This window comes from Chitinivibrio alkaliphilus ACht1, assembly GCF_000474745.1.
Classification (GTDB): domain Bacteria; phylum Fibrobacterota; class Chitinivibrionia; order Chitinivibrionales; family Chitinivibrionaceae; genus Chitinivibrio; species Chitinivibrio alkaliphilus.
In genome coordinates this window covers 35,884-58,605 of sequence record NZ_ASJR01000004.1, presented here as the reverse complement: position 1 = coordinate 58,605, position 22,722 = coordinate 35,884, and the positions used below count along the sequence as shown (strand labels likewise).

The following is a 22,722-nucleotide window of genomic DNA, read 5'->3' as shown; positions in this document are numbered from 1 at the left end:
CTACTCTCCCATTACATCATATACTGTATTAGCATAATACCGCAGTAAGTCTTTTTTTCTTACCACAACACCCTTCTTGCCTCTCTCTCGACAAACCTTCATAGAGCGTAACGTCTCTCCCCCCTGCAAAAGAATCTCTTGTGGAGACAAATGATCAAGCCCCTTTGTATTACACTCATTTGTTGATAAGAAGGAAATAATCTCTTCAATCTTTTCTATTGATGCTGACTCTCCCTGGTAATATAGCTTTGTATCCATAAGGTATGCAACAATATTATGGGGAAGGACTCGATAAAGCTGTAAGAGACGCTTCCTAATAAAAACCGAGCACTCCTTGGTTGCTCGCCCATTCGCAAAGAATTCATTCTTTGCATTCTTGCGATATAACCCTTCAACATCGGTAATATCTTTTACACGAACGGGAGTACCCACATCTATGTATATCTCATTTTTCTTTGGCGGAAATAACCATAATTGTAAAAAGGTCCACACATCAGCACCATAATACAAAAGTGAACCAAGGCTTTTCATAAAAAAGCCCTTCTTGGTTCGCCACTCCTTACCCCGAAGAAGAATATGAAAGTACTGCGCTTCAGGAACTGCTGAATAGGAACAAGCCATGGGCAAAATATAGTAGTCTCGTTCGGGATTTTCCTTTTGCGCCATAATCGTGGAACCAATAAGACCACTTTTTATCTCCAGCATACGTCCAGAATAACTTCGCCCCCCCTCTGGGTACACAAGTACATTCTGTCCCCGCTGTAACAGACGTTTTACAAACTCTGCCAAACGAAAAAGATACTGTCGATTATGTACACGACCTCTCTGTACTGTAAAAGAGCCGACCTTACGAAAGAGAATACCAATAAAAGGAAGTCCTGTGAGATTATCTCCCGCAGCAAAACGAAGATTCTGAACCCCCTCTCGAATAAACTCCAAGCCCGTTACAAGATAGTCGGCATGGCTACGATGAGTACAGACAATAGTAACTCTTTCATTATCAACAGAAAAGAGGCGGTCGATATCTTCTTTTGGAAAGGCAACTTTTGAAAACACTCGCGTCACATATTTTTCAATACCAGCCATTTCAGAGTAGAGCCGTGATGTGTATTCACGGGAACTCCTTCCGCTCGGTTTTGACATGTACTATCCCTTCATAGTAAGAATTGCACCGCCAGAAAATACGTTATTTTTGCCCCCGCAAGTATGTCCGTTCACGAAACTCAATAAAATTATGTAATTCTATCCAGAACTTCGTGATATAACGATTCTCTTGAGGTTGGTTTTGATAAAAAGCCATCGACACCTGCGGCTGAACATTCAACACTGGTACTGTTTGCAGTCCATGCAATAACGGGCAGAGAGGGACATAATTTCTTTATCTCACGCGTCGCTTCAAGTCCGTCCATTACAGGCATTTGAATGTCCATAATAACCAAATCAAAGGACTCTTGCTTCACCCGCTCAACAGCTTCAAAGCCATTTCCGACTACAACAGCTACCAAATTATAGGTCTTTAAGAGAATCGTAATAAGTTTCTGATTAATGGGATTATCTTCAGCCACCAAAATTCTTTTCTGCTCTATAGAAGAGTCCGTACTGGGGGAATCTGAGATACGCTGAAGCGGAACCTCAATAGAGAACGTAGAACCACGATTTTTTCTACTCCTAAAGGAAATATTTCCCCCCATGGATGTGACAATTCTGTGGGTAATGGCTAAACCTAAGCCAATATTTGCATACATCTCTTTTCCCGTCGAGTAGGACCGTTCACTGGTGAAGGCCTTAAAAATATTTTCCTTCAGAGTCGGATCTATCCCGACACCAGTATCACTTACTGAGCAAAACAGAGTATGTTCTTCGCAGGATATCTTAAGGGTAACAGAACCAAATTCGGTAAACTTTATCGCGTTATTTAATAAATTAAGAATTACCTGAGCGATTCGCTTTTCATCACCATACACCAAGGAGGGCAAGCCACCTGAGGTATATTCAAAGGAAAAGGTCAACCCCTTTGACTGAGCATTCTTACGAGTATACTCAACCAGACGCTGTATAGATTTTTCAAAATTATACTTATGACATTCTAAGGTGATATCTGACTCATCAAGACTGGTATAATCAACTAAATTATTAAAAAGGATCGTTAAATTATAGTAGGAGATGAGTAGGTTATCAATATAAGGCTCAGCTGTATCCCTTTCAAAATCAAGACTCCGCAAATAATCAGTTGAATCGGCGATTCCATTAATTGGAGTAACTATTTCATGGGTAATACTTTTAATGAACCGATTTTTCAGATGAGCATATTCCTCTATCTTTCGCGTAGACTCTACTAACATCTGATTTGAATGCAGTAATTTTCTACTGGTCTGATCAATTTCAAGCTTCTGTAACTCAATAGAAGCGATGTCACGCTTGTGATGAATCATTAAAACACATACACATGCAACAGATAACCCCATGTACCCATAGGCAGTAGACCAGAAAAAGGGCTCCTTCTCAACAAGGATAAAATACATGTCATAGAAAGATGTGGCAAGCAAAAGGAGTGTGCCTGTTGCCAAGAGAATATTCTCAACACCTCGAACAAACATATTTCGCCACAAAATAAGGCTTGTCGCGAAAAGAAAAAGTGGAAGAATCTGCATCACCATAAAAAAAGCAAAGGTGTCATTAACAGCATATTTTGTCTGCTGTGCAAAAATAAGCACAACCCCTGCAAAGGAGAAAAAAGCTAAGAGCCGTTTCAGAAAGATCCATACCTGTATTCGATACAGGTGTATACAAAAAAGGAATATAAAGTAAGCTGCAAGGACGAAAGATGATTTAGATACCTTTGTTAAAAAGATTTCAGGAGCTGTACTGTAGTTAAATACGAAGGGGATATAGGCCAAACCGATAAAAAGAGAAAGAAGGGCGTAATAACGATATATTTTTGTTTTATACTTGGTATAAAAGGAGAGCATAATAAACACACTAAAGAGGATCAAAGAGTTGAGCGAAAGAAGCTGAATAAATGTACTGTTGAGTAGCTTCTGAAGAAGATATCTCCGTTCGATACGCTCCTGACTACCAATGCGAAATTCCGGCAGGGCGACCCGTTCTCCATCGGTGTAAAAATATACCGTAAATTGATTCGTTTGATCTGGCGTAATGAGTTCGGGCCCCAAGCGTACAAAGGCAGGTGAAAAGTTGGCTAAACACTGTGTATCTTCTAAATCTCCATAAACATACACCAGGGCATCATTTATAAATACTTCCATGGGATAGGGAGATGGTGGAATTAAGAGGGCAAGATTATCAAGATCAGCGTACACAACTTTCACATCACTTTCTACACGATATACTCCGGAAGAGTCGATGGGCAAACGCCCCCATTCGTAAGAAACTCCCCAATCATCCTGCACAATACGCGTGTTCTCCAAAGAAACGAGAGGAGCCGCCGAGAGAGCTGTTACCATGAAACAGAGAAGAATACCTACATATTTCACACATCCTCCGAGTGAACACTTGCCATACACCAGACTTCTGAGTATACCATGTTTCACCATGGAAGGCAATATTTTTTTGCACCGAATCCGCAGAAAAAAAAAGCTCCTCCCAATGGGAGGAGCCAAATAAAAAGAGGAAAAGCCCCGTTAATAATCTTTCATTACAGGAATAACTCCGTTCACTCGTATGGAGCCATCGATACCGGGCCATACCGTCCGCGCATGTACTTTATAGGAACGGGCATGCACTTGACGACCATTACGATTTGTTCCATCCCATGCAATGGCAATCACATAACGCCCATCATACATAAGCGGAACAACTTCTATATTTGACTGATCGTCATCTTTACCGGACGTAGAAACAACTGTATTCCCCACCTCATCTAGGATTGTTACCTGCGCATCAAAATCACTAGAAAGGACTTGCTCTTCTGTAAAGGGGACACGAGGATCGATAATAATCGCCCCACCAAGTGACACGGAAATATCACTCCCCGCAACGGGGGTTCCAATATCAGTATAGGATGACACCCCAGAAAAATCTGGGTTATCAAGGATCCAAAATGCATCCATACGAATATTAATTCGAAGACGTTCTACATCCATTTCAACACGACGGTTTAATTCTGTGGCCTGTACATTTCCAGCACCATCCATAATATCAACTGGAGAGGAAGTCCGAATCCAGAGAGAATCTCCTTGGTATGGATACATGCGGGCAGAAAGGTCTTCCACAATAAACCACACCGTATCGTTGCTCATATCATGGAAGGTAATATCTCCCGTGTAGGGATTTTCCAGTGATCCAAAGAAAAAGAGATTATCTTCACGGGGCGCACCTTCCGTTAAGGACACAACTTCTTCTGAAAACTGTACCTTGAGAGTATCAGCAGTTCTATTTCCATCAAGATCAAAATCTCCTGATAGATACCACGCTCGAGAAATAACCGGAGCCACTGAGTCGGCAACACGAACATTCCCTGTGTACTGAGCACCATATAAGGTAATATACTCATCCGTGGGAAATCCGGTATTACGTTCTTCAAAGGGCAGAGAGACATGGATTCGCTTATTATCCATATCATCAGAGTCTTCCCACGTAATACCATCACTCACAACAAGAATATCTGAGGTACCAGGAAAAACCGCGGCAACACTGTCCGGTAAGGCCAAGTCATCCCAGCGATCTGCGAGCTCAACAATTGCCAGATCTATGATTCCGTCAGCATCCAGATCATCCTGTGATGAAGAACGGTCAAAATAGGCACTGCCTTCATCAACACCCGTCGTGACACGTCGATAATTACGTTCTTCTGTGTTGGAAGGTAACCATCCGCCAGCTCCGTTTGATTCAACCACATCGGGATTTACAAAGGCCCGACCAAAAACATCAATATCCGGAGTAACTGTAATGGGGTCTTCATACAGGTCATCATCCCGGTCAGGTGTACCGTCAAAGGAGTAAAAGATATCTCGTTCCTGCGCAGGGGCACTGTTTGTCATGGTGACTTCAATATCTCCAGGATAATCTCCCGAAGAAGGAGTAATGCCAACATCAGGCAACATGCGCCGATAATAGAGACGCTCCTCCTCAACACCCTCTGTTACATCATCCCCCTCAACCCAGGCACGGAAATTTACATTCACGCTATCACCGGGTGCGGGATCTCCCCTGTCCAGAATAATCGTACCACTGTTTCCGTCAATCTGCCCTGTTTCACCATACACCTCATAGTGAATGGGACTGAGATTTGATTGAACACGAACCTCAAGGGCATCCCCAAAGGCGGTTCTGTCCTCCGGCGAAATAAGAAGTGTTGCGTCCCGTATGAAAATATCTGTTCCCTCATCGGGGCTATTGGGCACATACCCGTTGCGAAAGCCTATGGCAGTAAGGATTACACCGTTGGGGATTGTTATTTCCTCTCCATGGTCAGCACTGCCGGAATAGGTTGATGCATCGGAAGTATCAAGAACATTGGGGGACATGTCGTGACCTTCATAGGTATAAAAGATACGTCCATCAGTAAGCTGACGATTGTTTACAGGATCCGAGGCGGAAAAGACAATACCCAGTTCATCGGACTCTTCATCTCCATCCACAACAGCAATATCAAGATCAACTGTCCTGAAATTATATGAATAGTTTTGCTCATCACTGGAGATCCAGTAATCAACCCCTTCTGCAGGATTTGTTCGTCCTCTGAAATCAAGGGAACGGGTTCCCCGCCCCATATCTATGAGATCATTGATAACATCCATGGTAATATTAAGGGAGTTTGCCGATTTTTCCAGCAATTCACCATCAATATCCCCCCTGATATCTATTACAAAATCACCTTGGGCCACATCATCATAATTCGCATCACGCTCAAGGGATATGCGTATATCGTGAGGATCATAGAAGTGATAAGCATCACGGTTATTGGCCTCATCATCAGAGGGGGCCGCAACAGGATCTGGCAGCTGTCGCTGTTCCACCACGAACTCGTTATTATCCACGATATCAGAATGAATATATCGAGGATGTTCTGCCCAAAACACAAACGTAAAAGACTCTGTTTCATCAAAATCAAAGTGAGCAATGCTCTCTTTGGTTCTCTCAGTGCTATTTTCGTCTTCTCCTAAACGGATATGGGCATAGGCTCCATCAATCTCTTCATCAAATCGAACATCATCGAAAACCGCAGCCACTTCAAGGGTGTGTGCATCTTCCCAAAAATCAATGGTCACTGGTTGTGATGGATCGGTGCTCAACTTTCGTACCGAGTAATCAAAGGTTACTTCACGGCTATCATTCCAAACATCATCTATACCAATCGTTTTCGCCGTCACCGTAAAGTCTGTCACTGCGCGGGTTTCACGGTCAATAAAGCCTTCCAGAAGAATCTCCACTGATTCATTACGGTCTCCACGAGTGGAAATTACAGTAGTCCCGTCATAGGTAACAGTATACTCTATTTCATAGTCAGGTTCACTGTCAAGACTGCTCAGATCAACAAAAAGAGTCACCGTATCATTCGCAAAGAGGAGGGTACCATCTGTGGAATCAGCCTGCGGGGCAGGCATGGTCGCTTCTTGCGTAAAGGAACTACTTTCATTCCGTTCAGAGTTGAGATACCGATCTGCAGAGGCAAAGGCGCGAACAGTCCCCCCTTGATTTAAGGTATACGCAAATTCCGAAAGCCCTGCGTCCACCTTGGGATCTGTCACTTCAATGGTTACCTCATCACTCACGGCATTACCATCAACATCACCGGTCTGAGAGATACGAACCTCAATACTCTCCTCAAACTGATCATCATCAGCATCAAAAGAAGGAGGCGCAAGCTTACGCAGGGTCAGCGATCCTTCAGATTTTCCACGAATAAACCGCGGGGATGTTGGTTCAATATACGCATTCAGGCTAATATTCTGAGCATCATTTTCCGTGGGATCAACATCAAAGGCTTCACGAAGATTAAAGGTGTGAATATCAACCTCCTCACCAGCATTACGCGTATAGTTATCGATACTCAACTCCTCGGTTTCTCCATTATAGGTCACCTTAAGGATCGCATCATATCGAGAATCACGGAGGTCCTGCCCCTTCACCGTAAAATCGACCTGAAGCTCTATTTCATCCACATCAGTATAGACAAGCCGCCCATCTGCTGGCTCTGTTGCTCCTTCATAGACAAAATTTATTTGCGGATCAGGATAGCGCCAATCATCCACGGCAATCCACCGCGTAATATCTTCAAGCATACCCATTACGGTAGAAACATCTTTCAAGTAGGTTGGTTGAAACCCGAGCATCCCGAGACGACGCTGCCCTGTTTGCACCACTGACACCGCATGGTACAGCTTGCCATCTTCATCGTAGCCATGCAGATCGTGGCGTTTCTCGGATGCGGGATAGGAAAACTCAAACTGCACAGGATCGACATCACTTGGCAGCGGATACAGCGGTTCCTCATCGGTTGAGCCGGGAGGAGTTACAAAATGGGGGTATCCCTCTCTCCCCGCAACTTGCTTCCCAAGATAATTTACATAGTATGCATCTTTAGCAAACTCTGCATCTTGATCAAAAAGCTCTTCAAAGCTTCGTAAATCAAGGTTTTCGTTAAATGCCCAAATATCAGCGGCCGCACGAAGACGCCCCGTACGATCTTGCGTATGTTCCCAATCACGGAATTCAAGCGTTGATTCACCTGCAAGGGAAGGAAATACATTGTTGAAAATTTGCCCGGTTGCATTATCATCATACTCATCGGGGAATAGCACTATTTGCAAATCTTTATATCCACCGGAGGCATAACTACCGAAGTAGTTAGTTGGTTCGTTGGGATTATCCGTATTATACCATATTAGGTCTTCACCGGGATCACCCGGAGAAAAACCAGCAATTTGACGGCCTTCGGCAATTACCAATATCTCCCGATCCGTATAAGGACTCACTACTGTATAATCTCGGGTAAAACGGAACACATCACGTCCACCGACAGTGGTAAACTCTCCATATAGTTCTAGATCACTTCGTGATTCCAGCCCCGGCAACGCCTCGCCGTATCTTGTCAAAATCTCTCCATCAATCCACAACTCAGCACCAAAATCAGCGACGGAGCTCCAACTTGTTTCATCAACTATATAAATACGTTCATTTCCTGGGAGAGTATCATAGCCCAAAATAACATCATGGTTGTTATACACCCCCGCACTCATTTCAGGGGCATAGAGATCCTGCTCAATTACATCAACAGCCTTTGCATAAATAGACCACTCCCCATTGGCATGATTAATAATAACATCGTTTCCATCTTCGCTGTAGATGTTATCGTTTCTGCGGAGCACCTCCATGGTATTATACTCAAACCACTTCCCATCTCCGGGATCATAATACGAATCATCCCAGTGTCCTTGATCACCATCACCACCTGGACGCTGAACCATACGGGCCTCATAAATAATGTCCTCATCTGCGGGAAGAGCCGACTGATACTCTCCCAAGGCAATACGATATCGCTCTTCGCCTTCTACAGAATCAAGACGGAGATGTACCACATCGGGTGTTTCAAAATCCGGATGAACCGTAAAATCAGTTTGTTCAAGGAAATTAAATTCACGGATAGTTGCATCGGAAAATGCTTTTAAACGATACCAGTTTTGAACCCCCATAACGGGGAAAGTCTCCCGTGATGGATCAATATTCCGCGCATCGCCAACAGAGCCATCACCCACAGTTAATACACCAATACCTTCCTCCGCAGCATCTAAGAGCAAATCAAACAACCCATTATCTTCCCCGGGCTCTGACCAGGACGCCCCCGCGTTTATATAAATAACAGCATCGGGACGTTCACCCCCAAAATCACTGTAGAGGCGATCAAGGTCAAAATCGTTTGAATAGAAATGGGAATTATTGTATACAGCAAGATTAGTAAGAACACCATCATTTCCTTCATAGGAGAAACCATCCCCATAGGAAAGCTCCTCGGGCACCCCTGCCGCATCAAGAGAATTATCGGGATCAACTGATACAGCTCCATTAGAAAGAGCAGCGAGATAAAACTTTAACTGCGCCTTACCAATTTCAGGAGCCTCGCGCCACCCTTGACGATCTTCTTCAGACCCTTCATTAACCAATTCCCGCCACAAACGATACGGCGTGTGAGCCTTATCCATGGTAGTATTCTGATTCCATATAATTGCAAGATTCAAATCATCAATACTTACCGCATGTACTCCCCCGACAAAACAGAGAAGCAGCAGCAAGACCCATGTTTGTTGTACCGTTTTCATAGTATCACCCCTATTGAATGGTATAATCCGTTATTCTTAAATATATTCACCGTATAGTAAAATAGAGAAAATAAAACTAACTATCCTATTTTTGTGTAATATACAAAAAAAGCAAAGTGTGTTTTGATTTTTAGATCAAGATTTATCTAAAAAAAGTAAATGATACGAAAAAGAGCCCCCATAGGATACCAAGGAAAACAACTCCTGTCATGCACCCTCTCTATTGCAGCACTTCGAGATAGCTTGCACTGTTACAATGGTGGATATGTAAATTAAAATTCGCTAGTTTCCTTTGTACATATTATGCACCAAGGAAGCATACAAAATCAAATTATGGCCTTACTACCCCATAAAACTGGATAAACATTTCAATAAGCTCTCAATGCATGCGATATCAAACAGAGCATCTCTTAAAAACTGCTTTAGTCAGTTTGAAGGAGGAAAAGAATCTCCCCACTGCTATACAGACTCATTCTGTGCGGCGGCACGCTCTTTTTCCATTTTCCGTTGCATTCGTATTTCCCGAAAAAACCGTTGGATTAGCTCGCGACATTGCTCTTCATATATACCCGGGATAATTTCGGGAAACCGGCCATAGGCATCATAGGCCTGTGACCGATATGCTTCACTATGCAGTGCACCAAAGCGACTATCCCCTGCCCCAAAGACAACACGTGAAATACGTGATTGAAGAATTGCCCCCAGGCACATCATGCACGGCTCAAGAGTGACATACAGCGTACACTCTGTAAGGCGCCATGTACCATGGTGATGAGCCGCAGCACCAAGACAAAGAACTTCCGCATGGGCCGTGGCATCCTGTAGTTTTTCTATTTGATTATATCCCCGTCCTATAATCTGACCTGCATGAACAACCACTGCCCCCACAGGAACTTCCCGATTTTCATATGCATGCAGGGCTTGACTGTAGGCCCGCTGCATAAAAAGCTCATCGTTCTGGGGCAGTGATTCACCGCACTCATAGAGTATGGTCATGCAGACTGCTCACCCTGTTGGCGTTGTAAATACTCTAATATGACACGAACTCCTGCTCCAGTGGCATACTTCGGCGTAATCCCGCGCGGTTCTGCATCGTTCCATGCCGTGCCTGCAATATCAAGATGTGCCCACGGTACTTCTTCAGCAAAATGGTGCAAAAAAGCAGCAGCGGTGATAGACCCAGCCTTCCGTTTTAGGGTAGAAACATTTCGCAGATCAGCGATATCACTCTCCATGGCCTTCATATGCTCTGTATAGACGGGCAGTTCCCACAGACGATCCCGCACAGCTTCCCCCGCCTGAAAGAGCCCCTTTGAAAGAGCGGGAGTATTCGTGAAAAGACCGGAAACCGTATCTCCCAGAGCAACAACCATTGCCCCCGTAAGAGTTGCCATATCAATTATTTCACGAGGACGGTATGCCTTGCGACAATAGGAAATTGCATCGGCAAGAACAAGGCGTCCTTCAGCATCGGTGTTCAGTACCTCCACGGTTTTTCCTGCATGGGAGGGATATACATCGCCCGTATAGTATGCATCTTTACCAAGGGCATTTTGGGCTGCTGGTATGACACCGACAATATTTTCTTGCAGACCCAACCGACATATCCCTTTCATGATGCCGAGGACAGCACCGGCGCCGGCCATATCAAGACGCATATTCTCAATAGAACCGCTCGGCTTCAGATTTTGTCCCCCCGCGTCAAAGGTAATCCCTTTTCCCACAAGAACTCGCGGATCCTCCGTGGGGGCAGCACCCTGGTACTCCAGCAAGATGAATCGCGGGGGAGTTGCGCTTCCCTGCCCAACAGCCGAGAGAAGAGAAAGCCCCTCTTGGGCAATTTCTTCTTCATCAAACACCGTCACCGTGAGAGCCGGAAATTCCATGGCCAACTGCTGCGCCTGACGTGCAAGGGCATCGGGGTAAATTTCACCTGCATTTTTATTTACCAAGTCCCGGGTGTAATTTGTTGCGTCAGCAAAGATACGCCCCTTCGTAAGAGCCTCTTGCTGCAGCCCCGTACCGACAAATTCAATATGCTCCAAGGGGGGCGTCTGTGTTTCCTTATACTGTTCAAACCGATATGCCCCAAGAAGGGCTCCCTGTACATAGGTTGCAAAGTCATGGGACCGCTCCACATAAAGAGAAAGAGCCTTCCGCTTGAGATTGCGCGCAACGCGCACTGCCGCTGCCACAGGATTCAAGAGATCACCCTCCTCTCCAAGAGCTGCGTAAATATACGTAGTATCTCCTTCATAGCGAACACAGACACTGCCACTGCGCCCCTCAAAATCGCGGATCTCTTCTGCCTGTTTTTCAGTAACAAGACGAATTTCCGTATCGTACCGTCCCTGTTTCTCCTGTATCTCCAGATTCATATATTCTCCTTGAAAGCAAAAGTATATATTAATATACTATACACGAACCACAAAAACAAACCGCGTGAGGCAATTGAGGTTTCATGGAAATACACTATGTCATTGTGATTTCTGTACTGGTAACGCAACTCATCCTCTTTATGGTCATCAGTAAAGTTCTCAACTCCCTTATACAATACCTTACGCGTGTTGAATTTCTTCTCCGTACAGAGTATGAGTTTAGACGTGATGAGGCAGAAGTGAGTAGAATACTTATGGAATCTCTCGAAGCAGAAGACCTTGAAGCAGTCTTTGAGGACGAACTTGACTCTTCTGCAGATACTCCCTAAAATTCCCCGCGGAGATGAAAAAACTCAACGAACGCGTTATCTCCCCTTCCCTGTACACAGAAAGAGCATATTTTATACACCACTTCAACCATGGAGCACCTATGTCGAAAATTACCTTATGGGACACACGAAACTCTGTTATTGCAGACCCTTCACTGGCCGAATGGGGCCGCAAGGAGATTGAAATTGCAGAACAGGAGATGCCGGGCCTTATGGCGGCGCGAACAAAATATGGCACAGAGAAACCTCTCAAGGGCGTGCGCATAATGGGTTCTCTCCATATGACCATACAAACAGCCGTACTCATTGAAACCCTCCAGGAGCTGGGAGCGGATATCCGATGGGCTTCGTGCAATATTTTCTCCACACAAGATCATGCTGCCGCAGCCATTGCGGCCACGGACACCGCCGTGTTTGCGTGGAAAGGCGAAACCCTTGAAGAGTATTGGCGCTGCACCTTTCAAGCCCTCCGTTTTGGAGCAGAAACCGGCCCACAGCTTATTGTCGATGACGGCGGCGATGCCACCCTGCTCATTCATAAAGGATACGAACTCGAACAAGGCTCTTCCTGGGTAGATGAACCAGCAGAGACAGAAGAAGAGGCGGTGGTAAAATCACTACTCAAATCGGTTCATGCCGAAACTCCAACCTTCTGGTCATCCATTGTGCAAGAGATTCGCGGTGTGTCAGAAGAGACCACCACGGGAGTACATCGATTATACCAGATGATGGAACAGAAGAGCTTGCTTTTTCCTGCCATCAATGTAAATGATTCCGTAACAAAATCTAAATTTGACAACCTCTATGGATGCCGGGAATCCTTAGCAGACGGCATCAAACGGGCTACGGATACAATGATTGCCGGAAAAGTTGCCGTGGTCTGCGGCTATGGCGATGTAGGAAAAGGCTGTGCCCACTCCTTACGAGGTTTTGGTGCGCGGGTTATCGTGACTGAAATTGATCCGATATGTGCCCTCCAGGCAAGCATGGAAGGCTTTGAAGTGCAAACTGTCGAGGCAACCCTCGGAACAGGCATGATTTACGTAACAACCACCGGGAATAAAGACGTTATCACAGCCGAACACATGTCGCAAATGAAGGATCAGGCAATTGTCTGTAATATCGGTCATTTTGATAATGAAATTCAGGTTGATAAGCTCAACGCGTGGCCACAGATAGAAAAAATCAATATCAAGCCCCAAGTTGACAAATATATCTTTCCCGACGGAAAAACTATTTTCCTTCTTGCTGAGGGACGATTGGTAAACCTCGGGTGTGCCACGGGGCATCCTTCCTTTGTTATGTCAAACAGCTTTACCAACCAAACCTTGGCACAGCTTGACCTGTGGAACAAGCAGGGAACGTATGAAAACAAGGTGTACCGCCTTTCAAAAGAACTGGATGAAGAAGTGGCTCGCCTCCATCTAGGGAAGCTGGGTGTACAGCTTACAAAACTGACGGAGGAACAGGCAGCCTATATCGGAGTGAATCCTCAAGGGCCATTTAAGCCTGAACACTACCGATATTAAATCGTTCTTTTCTTATTCATCAAGAAAAAAAGGGACACATTTTTCATGTGTCCCAATATATTTATGAGAAGACTCTGCACGTACGGATAAAATGAGTATGAAACAAATAGAACGGGCACGATTTTTTCTTTTTGCAGGAATCTTTCTACTCCTTATCGCAGGGATACTCTCTATCACGGCGTACCGTGGGAGCCCCCGATTTATCTACACTCCGGAAGATGACACCATACACATCTACACCTTTTCCGACTCCCTTGAATGGAAAGGGCAGAGCTCTGTATTCCATGAAAAAACAGATCGGGGAATCCGTTTTACCTACACACTCCAAGAAGGGTACGCCTACCCCTATGCAGGGATTGGCTTTGAAAACGAAACAGAGCTTTTTGCTCTTACCGAATATGATACCCTGCTTCTTTCAATTGCTGATAACAGAACCGAAAGCATCACCGTTTGTCTTAATACAACCACCGAAGCAGAACACAGCCCTTCTCGGGTAAAGCTCTGTAAGATCATTAAAACAGGCTCGTCAGACACAACACATCCACTCCTGCTGAAAAACTTCATTCCCCCCCAATGGTGGCTCAATGAGCATGATCTCTTCTTTGAAGATATTCAAGAGCTTCGTCCCAGCTTACACGTAGAATCCATTGTCCTCACGAATCATGAACAAAACACAATTACAACCCCCTACAGCACCACCATAACATCCCTTGCGGTCACACAAAAATCGCCATTTTTCCTTTTGTATGGCATCGTGGCAGGGGCGATTCTCTCCTTCGCCCTCTTCTTCTATTATCAAAGAGTACCGCAGGAAAAACCAGCTCCGCTTCCTCCACATAAGAACATCCTCCTTCAAAATCATATTGACCAAGATCTCCAACGGCTGACGGACTACATCGGCTCTGAATTTGATAATCCCGATTTATCCGTAGAGATGGTGTCGGAAAACACCGGAATCAGTCGCTCTCAAATTCCGGAATTATTGCGAAAAAACTATGCCATGCTGTTTCGCCAATATGTAAACACATTACGTATAAAAGAAGCCCAGCGACTGCTTCGTGAAACAGATCGGCAAATAACCGAAATAGCTCTTGCCGTGGGATATCGGTACCCCTCCACATTCAACCGTATATTTAAAGACACCTGTCACTGTTCACCTAATGAATATCGAAAAAAGGAGCATAGGCATGAATAAGAAACTCATCAGATACCTTGTGGTGGTTCTCTTGGTGTTGGCCGTGGGCGGCATCATTTTTCTTGTTCATACGCAACGACGGGAACAACAGGCCCAGCAAATTATCGAAGAAGCAGCACAGCTCATCTCCCAAGCTGAAGAAATGAGTTCGCAGGATTATTCAAAAGCCCTCCACCTCTACAATAAAGCCCTCTCGGAACTACAAACCCTGCGCCGCGATAGATATCGTTCTACACGTACAACCCAAGATCTCATTGCCGGCACCATCCCCGTTGGTTCTTATACCTTAGAAGAGTTACAATCACGTATTCTTCCAGCAATACAACAACGGGCCCAGGCCGAGGAAGATTTATTTTCTCTCTTGCTATTTATCACAGATCAGCTCAGTGATCCCTACTACAAGGGGGTCGTCTCCCTCTTTCTTGCTGAAGCATATACGAACAGACAGAGTGACGACAGAGCCCGAAAGCATCTAGGAAACGCCCTCGGCTACCTCAATGAACTTCCTCACGCCCCACTTCGCATCGATCTACTTACCTCTCTGGCTGTTATGTATCATGCCATTGATGAGCAGGAAAAGGCATTAAAACTACTTGAACGGGCGCGCATATCCCTCACAGCAATGGAAAGATCACTCTTGCGTGAACGCCTCACACTCTCACTCCTCAGTGCCTACAGTGCCATGGGCATGGAAACAGAAGCACGCGCTTTGCAGGGTGATCTTCGTGATACCTACCTGCAGGAAAGTGCCTATATTGAACAATTTCGATTCATGGCCCCCACGTTTAAAAACCTCAACACAGCCATTGTAAGGGCCAGTACTATTACAGAATCACCCTATCTTCGCTTCAGCGCCTTTGCTACTATTGTGGATACCCTTATTGCCCTCGATAAAAAAGAGCAGGCACGGAGCATACACGGAACAAATATACAGACAAACCTCCCCCGTATCGATACCCCCTCCCAAGCAGCACCTGCCTTGGCAAAGGCTGGAATGTATCATACGATACTCCATGGAGACTCCCGTGGTTTTTTCACCCAAGCCCACGAGATAATTCGCTCTGTAGAAAACAGGACGTATCGGTTCCGTAGCCTCTTGAGCTTAGCAGAAGCCTACCATCGTATCGGCAAAAAAACCGCCTCTGAACAAACCCTTGCCGCAGCCCGTGATATTCTCGATTCCGTGGATAGAGAACAGGAAGATATTCTGCGTACTGAACTCTGCCACTTCTTTACCCGAACAAAGCAGTTTAATGAGGCTTTTTCCCACGCCTTACAACTGAAAGAACGGCATGGAAGAGTGAAAACTATCGCGGAGATTTCCCTACAACATATTCTTAAAGAAAAGGATGTGACCGAAGAGATATCACATCTTTTGAATCAAGTTATTAACTCGTTGTGATAAGAGCGCGGCACAGATTATATGCGCCGCGCTCCTTTTGTGATCTATGAGACAATAACAATACCGCTTTCCGATACGAAGTACCGCTCACGATCTTTTTCAATATCAAAGCCGATCTCCGTTCCCGCAGGAATCTTTACATCACGGTCTATAATTGCACGACGAATCTTACATCGATCCCCAATTTCTACATCGGGAAAGACAATGGAGTCTTCTACCCGTGAATAACTATGAACACGCACCCCTCGTGATAAGACCGAGTTAATCACCTCACTACCGGAGATAATACACTCACCGGAGATAAGGGAATCAATTGCCTGTCCCACCCGGGGATCTTTTTCATTCTTCTTGCTCCCAAACACAAATTTTGAGGGTGCACTCTGCCCTGCCTTTGTCCGTATGGGCCAGCGGGAATTATACAGATTAATATCAGGTATAACATCGCGAAGGGTCATATTTGCCCGATAATACGCTTCGATGGTTCCCACATCTTCCCAATAGGTACTCTGCTCTTTTGTTTCACCGGGGATAACATTATTAGCGAAATTATACACATATACGGGAAACTTTTCGTAGATTGCAGGTATAATGTCTTTTCCAAAATCATGGCTTGAGGCAGTATCATCTGCATCATCACAGAGACGATCCACAATGAACTCTTTCGTAAAGATGTAATTGCCCATGGAACAAAGGGCCATCTCAGGGTTTCCGGGAATCGGCTTAGGATGAGCAGGCTTTTCCTGAAACCCAATCATTCTCCCATTTTCATTTATCTCAATAACGCCGAAAGCAGAGGCTTCATCAATAGGTTTTGGTATCGCCGCAACCGTCGCAACAGCGCCATTGGAGATATGATACTTCAACATCAGAGAAATATCCATCTTGTAAATATGATCAGCACCGAACACGGCAAGATAGTCCGGGTTTTCATCCTTAATCAGATTAAGATTTTGATAAATCGCATCGGCCGTACCCTGGTACCAATTTTTTCCGGTGCGCATCTGTGCAGGCACAGGATCTACATATTGACCAAGCATGGGACTTAAGGTCCATCCACCCGTAATATGACGAATTAAGGAGTCTGCCTTAAACTGGGTAAGCACCTTAATTTTATAAATTCCTGAATTGACAAAATTATTAAGAACGAAATCAATAATTCGGTATTTCCCTCCAAATATAACCGCTGGCTTTGCCCTGTCCTTCGTCAAAGGATACAAACGAGACCCTTCTCCCCCGGCCATCACCATGGCCATAACATTGGGATGCCCTGACACTCTGTTAAAGGTATCCATAACAGTCCTTTCATTTTGGTAGTTACTACGTGCTTTTACTCTTTTTGGGAATGATAGCATAATAAAAAAAATCGGCAATGAAATACCGATTTTTTTTCATTTTACCACCATAAAAAGGCTACGACTCTGATCTTCCCTGATATTTTCCTGTAACCGTATTAATAACAATTACTTCACCTTCCTCAATAAACATGGGAACCTGCACCTTAATTCCCGTTTCAAGCTCTGCCGGTTTTGTAGAACTATTAGAAGCGGTTGCTGCCTTAATAACTGGCTCTGTGGAAAGAATCTTCAGCTCTACTGTTTTCGGAACCTGAATCCCGATGGGGCGGCCTTCATATATTTCAAGGGTACATTTGGTGTTTGGTATAAGGTATCCTGCAGCACTTCCGGCTTCTTCCAGCTTCATATCAACCTGATCGAAAGTCTCCAGATCCATGAAGAAAAGATCATCCCCTGCGGCATAGAGATATTCAAAATCACGTTTTTCAATAAAAGGGCGTTCCACCTTATCATCAGATTTAAAACGGTGCTTTGCCTGTGTCCCATTAATGATATGACGTAATACCGTTGAAATAGTGTTACCACCACGACCGGTCATGGTATTTTTCATCTCCACTATTTTGTACGGTTCCTTATTAAAAATAATGATATTACCTTCTGATAACTGACTTGCTTTAAACATACACTGCACTACCTTTAGAAAAAATTATTGGTTACTATTACTGTTCAATGTATTCAAGATCGATGGTAAAGGGGCTTTGCTCCTGAAGGGTTTCTCTTCCAGCCCCCGTCTCCCACATGGTTAATACCTCTCGCGCTGCCGTAGAAACCATGGTATCTGCAGAAGTAGTAAGCTCTTCTATGACATCCTGCGCAGATCGGTCTCCAATAAACCCGAGAGCAACAATCAGCTCCACCCGATACCGACTATCCTGACTCTCTGCCAACTGTTCAAGAAACAGGGGGACCGCTTCACTGCGTTGCATATGCCCCAAAACAGAGACACCCTGGTATTTAATAGGAACGGGCACATCCTCCTGTGCTACAATTGTAAGAAGTGGCTCCACAGCGGCATCTCCCAAGCCGTAGATATCTTGCTGATACCGACGGATCCGTTCGTAATTAACTGGGCGTGTGGTAAAATGCCGATGTAAATCTTCGAGTATATAGTACACCTCTCGATATTCAGGAGAGAGAGAATCTATGGACGCAATATACTCCGCAAGGGAATCGACACGATGCGTGGTATGACCATGGTGTACGGAAAGATCCTCCAGGGAATCTTCCAGCAGGCTTAGACGTTGTTTGAGCGCATCCATATCGTCGCGTCCCTGCTGGTACAAATCTTCTAAACTTCGAAACGCCACGGTTTCCCCCACCCCCGTGGGAAAAGTATACCCAATCCCGAGGGATATGGCCGGTCGAACACCATCATCGCGCCCGTCATCGCGAAGGGCCAAGCTTGTATTTCCCCGTGAATCTCGCAGAAGATGTTCAAGATCTGTGAGGGCAAAGACCACTTCACCGCGATCATCTTCTAAAAACCGAAAGGTACTTGAAAAGAGCAGGTGAAACCGATCGGCCATGCTCCATCCTTCTAACGTAATAAAAAAAGAACCGGCAATATGCTTTTCCATGCCCACAAAAAGATTAAACTGGTCACTCTTTGAATCAGGGAGACTCGTAACTCCTCCGTGAAACCGTACTGCGTAAGGATCAATCGTCCGTCCCGCCGCAATAAAAAGCTCCCCTGTTCGTTCCGCTTTTTCAACATCCTGTAAGTCATATGCCATGGGCATGCTGGCAAAGAGATCGCGCACTCCAATAGCAAGGGAGGGCCACCCATTCAGCTCACTCATAATGCGCCCTTTTACCCCAAAGGAGACTCCCTCTCCTGTCCAGTCAAGGGACAGATTAAGATATTCACTCACCCCAAATGAAGCTCTTCCCATATGCACATGCTCAAGCTCGTCGGATCTATCATGGAGAAACACCAGGCGATACTGACTTGCCAGGCTCCCTCCGTGAAGAAAGTCTGCATGGGGAATACGGTAGATCGCACTCTGTCTCGTCTTCCCCGCAAGGGGAATGAGAAGGCTCATAAGAATAAGAATCGAATAATGGAGCTTCACGGGCTCTCCCTGAGAAATCTATTTTAGATCGAAGAGATCATATGGATCAGGCTCTCCAATATTATTTTCTGAAGTGTCAACCGATTTACGCGGTGTCTTTTGGGGCTCAGCGATGGCCTCTTCTTTCCTTCTATCGGCAGGACTACTCTTTTTCTTTGTACTTTGTACATCTGTCCCCTGATCCGCAGCAGGAACACGTGCCGCACGGGCTTCTGTTTTCTTCTCCCCGCAAAGGGTTCGCAATAAGCTAATCATTACTTCATTCTGCCGTACAATACGTGAAAGCAAACGAAGCTGTTCCTGATCACCCCTCGATCGTTGTGTCACACCCTACTCCTTTTCGTATTTTCCATGCACCAATCGCAATACAGTCTCTTCCATAGAACATGTTTGATCTGCCCTGAATACATAGTTCGAAGAGAGTTTATTACGTATCCATGTCAGTTGGCGCTTTGCATATCTTCGCGTATTCCGTTGAATTGTAGACAGGGCGTCATCAAGAGAACACTTTCCATGAATATAATTAAATAACTCCTTATATCCAACACTTTTCAGTCCGGGCGTACTCTCACCGTAGCCCTGCGCAAGGAGAGCAGAAAACTCCTCTATCAAACCATGGAATTTCATCATGACAACACGGGTATTTATTCGCTCATAGAGCTCCGCACGAGGACGGGTAAGAACAAGAGGTACAAACTCATGGTCACCCCCGACAGATTCATTCACCCTGTCTGCCGGGTAATACCGTGCTTCTAAGGCACGTATGGTCCGGTAGATGTCATGGGGATGAATATTTTCAGCCCGACGAGGATCCTCCCGCTGCAAATCTGCATACAAAACTCCCGGTGACTGCTGCTCACGGGCATGACATTCACGACGAAAGGTCTCATTTTTTTGAGACATGCCCCGCCCCCCCTCTGCAAGAACCTGATAATAGAAGAAACTTCCCCCGCAGATCACGGGAATACGCCCCCGGGAACAGATGTCATCAAGGGCCTGTTGCGCAGCCTCTGCCCACTGCACGGCAGAATATTCATGGGAAGGATCTACACAATCAAGCAGATGATGTGGGACTCGTTTCTGCTCTTGCAATGAGGGTTTTGCCGTCCCGATATCCATAAATCGATACACCTGCCGAGAGTCACAGGAGACAATCTCCCCCTGTATTTTTTCCGCAACCTCAAGGGCGAAGCCACTTTTCCCCACTGCCGTGGGGCCTAACACAACCGGTATTTTCATAAAACATCCTATTATCGGTTTCTATCCCTGAGTACACGTTAAAATAATTATTTTACGTGCAACATCCTACAACAATGAAATTATCTATGACTCCTGATAAAATAAAAAAATAGCCCTTATTACTTTCTTTGTTGCCGTGGCTCTCTTGGCAATGCTTCTCTCCTTGCGGGAAAGTACAACCCAACTTTCCACAAGTCAACACGCCCTGGAACAGAAACTCAGCAATCTGGAACGAAACATCGTATATAAGCTGAAAGAGTACGGGATGGAGCGAAATCATTTTTCTATCTCCCTCGACCTTGCAACGGGAGTACGTGAGATTGTCTGCACTGTTCCCCGAGGAGTACCCATGGAAAAGATTGTGCAACGGGTTCAGCAAGGTGCTTCGGGAACCTCGTACTCCCTCAGTGACTCCTACATGCACGAGCGAAATGAACGCACAATTGTGCACTTTGAAAGCAGTCGGAGAGATGAGGAAGATATTCGGGTTATTCTGCAACGAGGAAGATATTATGCGGCTCATACGGGGGAGGTTCACTTTATTATACACGGCGTAGAAGCACTTTCACCGAGCGATCGTCTTGACTACCTCACCTTCCCCTACGGTGGCTTTACCTATGTACTCATCCCATGGAAAGACAACGCTACAGACTACTATTCTCTCCTACAACGATATGATCAAGCAGTTCTTACAAAGATCCCCCTGGAATCTATGATTGATCGAAATACCGTTCGCTCCCGCTTCACCATCATGCTGGATAATAACTTGAGTGAAATGGAACTCAAAATTGCAGATATTTTGCGAAACGCCCCCACAACCCGGGCAGTTGCCTCTGTTGGGGGATCACGGGTACTCAGTAATTCCCGCAGCAGAAAAACCTTTTTCAAAGCTTTAAGTGCACGTAATATCCCCTTTTACGACCGACGCCCCATATCTGCGTTACCCGCCCCAAACACAGATCAAGAACGAAAAGATGCCCGTTCTCAGGGGCTCACCTATCTCTACGAAAATGTCTCCTTTGATACTGATACAGAGGAAGATATTCTTCCACGCCTCAAACAGGTTGCTGATCGGGCAATACGATCAGGAAGCGTTACCCTCTGGGTTGCTGCAACACCGGCGTTTATTTCTGCCCTTGAAGAGGCAGCCCCGTACTTTGAAGAACGGGGTATTCACCTTTCCCCCTTACCATAACCTCAGGAGGTATTCCCATGGCCACCCTTGGAGTAAATATTGATCATATCGCAACCCTACGACAGGCGCGCGGCGGAGTTGAACCTGAACCAGTACACGGCGCATCCGTAGCAGAAATTGCCGGATGCCATGGCATTACGGCCCACTTACGTGAAGATCGACGACACATGATTGACCGAGATATTTACGTGCTGAAAGAGGCAATTACCTGTCCTCTTAATCTTGAAATGGCTCTTACGGAAGAGATGGTTTCCATTGCCTGTGATGTACGTCCCTATATGACAACAATTGTTCCGGAAAAACGGGAGGAACGTACCACAGAAGGAGGTCTAATTGTTCAAGGACGGGAAAAAGAAATTTCCCCGCTCATCCAGAAACTTCAGGAAAATAATACGATTGTCTCAATTTTTATTGACCCTGACTTTCAACAAATAAAAGCAGCAAAAAAAACCGGTGCAACTCATATAGAACTTCATACGGGATACTATGCGAACGCACAGGGGGCTGCTCAAAAGGAAGAGTTGGAAAAACTAAGCGAAGCCTCGGAATATGCGCATAAACTCGGTTTCACCGTAAACGCAGGGCACGGGCTCAACTACCACAACACAGCGCCCATTGCACAACTGCCTCACATGAACGAATTAAATATTGGGCATTCAATCATTAGTCGGGCTGTCTTTGTTGGGCTCGAACGAGCTGTTCAAGAGATGCTTCGTCTTATCAACACAGGAAGTCTGGTATAAAAAAAAG

Annotated in this window: 16 protein-coding genes; 6 read left to right on the top strand and 10 right to left on the bottom strand. The window is 45.3% G+C overall.

Going from position 1 to position 22,722, the window contains the following annotated elements; genetic code table 11:
* From CALK_RS02795 to CALK_RS02775, 5 genes are all read right to left on the bottom strand, one after another.
* Positions 1 to 1,143, bottom strand: a complete 1,143-nt coding sequence (locus CALK_RS02795) for a 1-acyl-sn-glycerol-3-phosphate acyltransferase (protein ID WP_022636129.1) — start codon at positions 1,141 to 1,143, stop codon at positions 1 to 3.
* Between the two features lie 89 nt (positions 1,144 to 1,232).
* Positions 1,233 to 3,494, bottom strand: coding sequence for an ATP-binding protein (locus tag CALK_RS02790; RefSeq protein WP_022636128.1), 2,262 nt, complete (start codon positions 3,492 to 3,494; stop codon positions 1,233 to 1,235).
* A gap of 147 nt (positions 3,495 to 3,641) precedes the next feature.
* Positions 3,642 to 9,278 carry a chitobiase/beta-hexosaminidase C-terminal domain-containing protein gene (locus CALK_RS02785; protein WP_022636127.1) on the bottom strand — a complete coding sequence of 1,879 codons (5,637 nt, stop codon included), beginning with the start codon at positions 9,276 to 9,278 and terminating at the stop codon, positions 3,642 to 3,644.
* A gap of 459 nt (positions 9,279 to 9,737) precedes the next feature.
* On the bottom strand, positions 9,738 to 10,274 hold the full coding sequence (locus tag CALK_RS02780) for a nucleoside deaminase (RefSeq protein WP_022636126.1): 537 nt from the start codon (positions 10,272 to 10,274) through the stop codon (positions 9,738 to 9,740).
* Entirely contained in the window at positions 10,271 to 11,656 is a 1,386-nt protein-coding gene (locus CALK_RS02775; protein ID WP_022636125.1) for a leucyl aminopeptidase family protein, read from the bottom strand. Before CALK_RS02775 ends, CALK_RS02780 begins: the two co-directional genes overlap by 4 nt.
* Before the next feature lie 83 nt (positions 11,657 to 11,739).
* Between CALK_RS02775 and CALK_RS02770 the strand changes: the two genes are divergently transcribed.
* From CALK_RS02770 to CALK_RS02755, 4 genes are all read left to right on the top strand, one after another.
* On the top strand, positions 11,740 to 11,985 hold the full coding sequence (locus CALK_RS02770) for a hypothetical protein (protein ID WP_022636124.1): 246 nt from the start codon (positions 11,740 to 11,742) through the stop codon (positions 11,983 to 11,985).
* 101 nt (positions 11,986 to 12,086) lie between these two features.
* Entirely contained in the window at positions 12,087 to 13,514 is a 1,428-nt protein-coding gene (gene ahcY, locus CALK_RS02765) for an adenosylhomocysteinase (protein ID WP_022636123.1), read from the top strand.
* 97 nt (positions 13,515 to 13,611) lie between these two features.
* A complete protein-coding gene (locus CALK_RS02760) occupies positions 13,612 to 14,709 on the top strand; it encodes a helix-turn-helix transcriptional regulator (RefSeq protein ID WP_022636122.1) in 1,098 nt (365 codons plus the stop codon).
* On the top strand, positions 14,702 to 16,111 hold the full coding sequence (locus CALK_RS02755; RefSeq protein ID WP_022636121.1) for a hypothetical protein: 1,410 nt from the start codon (positions 14,702 to 14,704) through the stop codon (positions 16,109 to 16,111). Before CALK_RS02760 ends, CALK_RS02755 begins: the two co-directional genes overlap by 8 nt.
* 44 nt (positions 16,112 to 16,155) lie before the next feature.
* Here CALK_RS02755 and glgC read toward each other — a convergent pair whose 3' ends face one another.
* The 5 genes from glgC to miaA form a co-directional block, all read right to left on the bottom strand.
* Entirely contained in the window at positions 16,156 to 17,403 is a 1,248-nt protein-coding gene (gene glgC / locus CALK_RS02750; protein ID WP_022636120.1) for a glucose-1-phosphate adenylyltransferase, read from the bottom strand.
* 118 nt (positions 17,404 to 17,521) lie between these two features.
* A complete protein-coding gene (efp, locus tag CALK_RS02745; RefSeq protein ID WP_022636119.1) occupies positions 17,522 to 18,088 on the bottom strand; it encodes an elongation factor P in 567 nt (188 codons plus the stop codon).
* Positions 18,089 to 18,125: 37 nt separating this feature from the next.
* On the bottom strand, positions 18,126 to 19,538 hold the full coding sequence (locus CALK_RS02740) for a HEAT repeat domain-containing protein (protein WP_022636118.1): 1,413 nt from the start codon (positions 19,536 to 19,538) through the stop codon (positions 18,126 to 18,128).
* Positions 19,539 to 19,556: 18 nt separating this feature from the next.
* Positions 19,557 to 19,865, bottom strand: a complete 309-nt coding sequence (locus CALK_RS02735) for a hypothetical protein (protein WP_022636117.1) — start codon at positions 19,863 to 19,865, stop codon at positions 19,557 to 19,559.
* A gap of 3 nt (positions 19,866 to 19,868) precedes the next feature.
* Positions 19,869 to 20,777: a tRNA (adenosine(37)-N6)-dimethylallyltransferase MiaA gene (gene miaA, locus CALK_RS02730; RefSeq protein ID WP_022636116.1), complete on the bottom strand. Its 909-nt coding sequence runs from the start codon at positions 20,775 to 20,777 to the stop codon at positions 19,869 to 19,871.
* A 151-nt stretch (positions 20,778 to 20,928) separates the two neighbouring features.
* Here miaA and CALK_RS02720 point away from each other — a divergent pair, with 151 nt between their 5' ends.
* On the top strand, positions 20,929 to 21,972 hold the full coding sequence (locus CALK_RS02720; protein WP_022636115.1) for a divergent polysaccharide deacetylase family protein: 1,044 nt from the start codon (positions 20,929 to 20,931) through the stop codon (positions 21,970 to 21,972).
* A 17-nt stretch (positions 21,973 to 21,989) separates the two neighbouring features.
* Positions 21,990 to 22,715, top strand: coding sequence for a pyridoxine 5'-phosphate synthase (locus tag CALK_RS02715; protein ID WP_022636114.1), 726 nt, complete (start codon positions 21,990 to 21,992; stop codon positions 22,713 to 22,715).
* The last annotated feature ends 7 nt before the right edge of the window (positions 22,716 to 22,722 follow it).